Source organism: Treponema sp., assembly GCF_045657965.1.
Taxonomy (GTDB): Bacteria; Spirochaetota; Spirochaetia; order Treponematales; family Treponemataceae; genus Treponema_D.
This window is the reverse complement of record NZ_JAZOUG010000194.1, coordinates 1-3,425: the sequence shown is the minus strand read 5'-3', so window position 1 is coordinate 3,425 and position 3,425 is coordinate 1. Positions and strand designations below refer to the sequence as shown.

Annotated in this window: 3 protein-coding genes; 2 read left to right on the top strand and 1 reads right to left on the bottom strand. The window is 41.0% G+C overall.

The window, feature by feature from the left end; genetic code table 11:
* Positions 1-157: 157 nt before the first annotated feature.
* The gene (locus tag ACKI5B_RS07235) at positions 158-1,045 is read left to right on the top strand and encodes a PHP domain-containing protein (RefSeq protein WP_407427276.1); all 888 of its coding nucleotides are present in this window, start codon (positions 158-160) and stop codon (positions 1,043-1,045) included.
* Here ACKI5B_RS07235 and rpoN read toward each other — a convergent pair.
* Positions 1,033-2,616: an RNA polymerase factor sigma-54 gene (rpoN, locus tag ACKI5B_RS07230; protein ID WP_407427274.1), complete on the bottom strand. Its 1,584-nt coding sequence runs from the start codon at positions 2,614-2,616 to the stop codon at positions 1,033-1,035. The two genes, ACKI5B_RS07235 and rpoN, sit on opposite strands and share 13 nt — an antisense overlap.
* An 81-nt stretch (positions 2,617-2,697) precedes the next feature.
* Here rpoN and ACKI5B_RS07225 point away from each other — a divergent pair.
* A partial coding sequence (locus tag ACKI5B_RS07225; RefSeq protein ID WP_407427272.1) for a DUF1015 domain-containing protein occupies positions 2,698-3,425 on the top strand: 728 nt, incomplete at its 3' end.

The window sequence follows — 3,425 nt, the reverse complement described above, 5'->3', positions numbered from 1 at the left end:
GATAAAAACACGGTCATCAATATCGCCCGCAAAATAAATGATAGAGCCTTTTGTGTATGATATTGCCTTAGGCATTCTTTGCACCTCTCTTAAAACGGACTTAAAAGCAACTATTTTGAGTATAACACAACTTTTGAATTTATGCTATTATTTTTTTATGATTGATTTACATTCTCACTCTTCAGCATCGGACGGCGTATTCACTCCCAGAGAAGCTGCAGAATACGCGATTGGAAAAAAACTTAAAGTCTGGGCTCTTACTGATCATGACACGGTTGACGGACTTTTTGATGCAGCACAAACATGTGTACAAAGTGACAGCGGAATTATTTTTGTGCCGGGAATTGAAATAAATGTGCGCTGGCCCACGGGTGAATTTCATCTTTTGGGGTTAGGTTTGAGAAAATATTCAGAAGAATTAAAAGATTTAGTCGCTGATTTAACGGAAAGCCGGCGTAACCGCAATCTGGAAATTGTTGAAAAAATGAACAGAGACGGAATTTCAGTCACTCTGGAAGAAATAGAATCGCAGTTTACAGCAAGTCAGATTGGACGGCCGCATTTTGCTTCATTTTTAATGCAGATTGGAAAAGTTAAGCACCGTCAGGAAGCTTTTGACCGCTTTTTAGGAAAAGGGCGGCCTTATCATGTAAACCACGAAGGTGCTGATTTAGATGTTGCTGTACAGGCAATCCGTTCTGCCGGGGGTGTTCCGGTTCTTGCTCATCCTCTTTCTCTTTATGTTTCGTGGGGCAAAATGGATGAAACAATCGAAAAAATTAAAAATCACGGAGTAGAAGGGCTTGAAGCCTGGCATCCGGCTGCGCGCATTAACGAAGGCTGCAAACTTGAGCTTCTTGCAAAAAAACTCGGAATGTTTGTTACTGCAGGAAGTGATTTTCATGGAAAGGGCGTTCGTGCTGACCGACATTTGGGAAGAACGAGCGGTGACCGTAAAATCGACGACAGGTTTTATTTCGAAGAACTTTTGCCGCATCTTGGTGATTTTGATTATAAAGAAAGCCAGTGGTGTCAGCGTTCATAGCTTGAATTGATGTTCAGTTCGCCGCGGTATTTTGCAACTGTACGGCGGGCAATTTTAATTCCCTTTTCGGCTAAAATATCTGAAATTTTCTGGTCGGAAAGGGCTTTTTTGTCGTTTTTGTGTTCTTCAAGAATCCGGGCAATTTCTGCTTTTACCCCTTCCTTTGAGACAACTGTGCTTTCACTTGAATCTGATAAAGGCTTGTCCTTGTTTCCGACGGCGTTTGTGAAAAAATAACTTATAGGAAAAATTCCCCACTCACAGGCTAGATATTTGGAGTTTGCCATGCGGGAAACTGTAGCTTCATGAACGCCGAGTTTTTCTGCAATGTCTTTCTGTCTGAGCGGGGCAAGGTATCGTGCGCCCTTTTTAAAGAAGCCGGTCTGTGCTTTGACTATTTCCTGTGCGGCTTTTAAAATTGTGCTTTCACGGTACAGAATGCTTTCGATAAAGACTTTTGCTTCGTTTACACTTGAGCGGGCGAATTTAAGTTCTGCCTTTTTTCGTTCGGCTTTTTCGCTAGTGTCGCCTGTTTTGATATGTGTTTCATTTATAAGATTTGTGTAGTCCTTTGAAATTTCAAGACGGGGCAGAAATTCCCTGGCAAAAGTTACGGTAAATTCAGCAGTTTCATTTGTTTTGCCATTTTGATTTTTTTGAGAAAGTTCTTCTGTATTTTCGTTTTTTGTTACAATTACATCCGGACTGATGAAAGTGGTCTGTGAACTTCCAAAATTTCGGGCAGGGAAGGGATCGAGGGTTTTTATAAAACTGAGTGCTTTTTCAATTTCTTCGGCCGTGATGTTGTCTTTTGAAAGTGTAATTTCATCTTCAGAAATAAATTTGAGTTTTTTCTGTTCAGACAGATAATCTGATAATTTTTTTTGAATTTTTGGAATTTGCGGCGGATTTAAAAAATCAAAGTGTTCGTTTGTTTTCAGAAAAAACAGTGCTAAATCAGAAGCAGAACCTGAAATTTTTGCCTGAACAAAAAGACTTTCCCGGTAATTGTTTGTGCAGCATCCAACCGGGTCAAGGTGCTGAACAAGACAGAGACATTTATTTAAAAAATCTTCAGTGTGAAAAGAATTTTTTGTGTTTAAAAAAGTAACAGGAGCCAGAATGTGAAAGCCTTTTTCATCCAGATTATAAATCAGTTTTGTGCACAGTAATTTTTCTTCCCCGGAAAGGTGCATTGCGTTCAGCTGATGCAGCAGATGATCCGAAAGCACTTCCCGTTCGTCAGGATTGCTTTCAAGGGCTGCCTGAAAATTATTGCTTGCCTGTTCTCCGCCTGCTGAGGCTGAGCCGTAGTGAGTGTTGTCAGAAAATCTGGAAGAGGGTGCGGTTTCTGAGCGTGATGATGAAACTCCTGATTCCAATGAGTCTGACTTGATTTCAAGTGCCGGATTTTTTGCCGCCTGTGCATATATTTCTGAGCGTAAATCAGTTGAGGACATTGCCAGAAGATTGAGCGACATAATCTGAGTCTGACTCATCTTCTGGGATTGCGTCTGAGCCATTGTTTGAGAAGCACGCTGCTGTATTGTCATCTGCGGATAATCGGGCATAGAAAAATTATAAACTGAAAAGTAAAAATTGAAAACTGCAGGGGAAGACTTTCTGTCTCTTAATGTGCTATAATTCTGCCCATGAAAACATTTGCAAAATACGGTGTGCAGATTCCAGAAATTCTGCTGCCAGAAACAATCGATTTAAAATCATGGTCTGTAATTGCCTGCGATCAGTACACGCAGGATAAAGAATACTGGAAGAAAGCAGGGGCTGCTGCAGAAGGTAAGCCTTCAACACTTAATCTTATTTTCCCGGAAGTCTACTTGAACGATGGAGACGGAGAAGAGCGAATTAAAAAAATCCACGAAACAATGAAATCTTACATTGATTCTAAAGTTTTTAAAGCTGAAGAAGAATGTATCTATATCGAACGAAAAACTGAATACGGCAGAACAAGAAAAGGTCTTGTTCTTGCAGTTGATCTTGAAAAATACGAATGGAAACCGGATTCAAAAGCTTTAATCCGTGCTACCGAGGCTACTGTTCCTGAGCGTATTCCTCCGCGTATGAAAATCCGAAACGGGGCAGCTCTTGAACTTCCTCATATTATGCTTCTTGCAAATGACCCTGAAGATGAGCTTGTTGGCGGTGCAGGTGCTCTTGCAAGAAAATCGGCTCCTCTTTACGAAGGAGATTTAATGCTTAATTCCGGTCACATTACAGGCTGGAGCGTAAAAGGAAGCGAAGCAGAAGCTCTTTTAGAAAATGCTCTTTCTTCACTTGCTCAGGCCGGTACTGACAAAGACGGAAACACTTTCCTTTTTGCAGTAGGAGACGGCAACCATTCTCTTGCAACTGCAAAAGC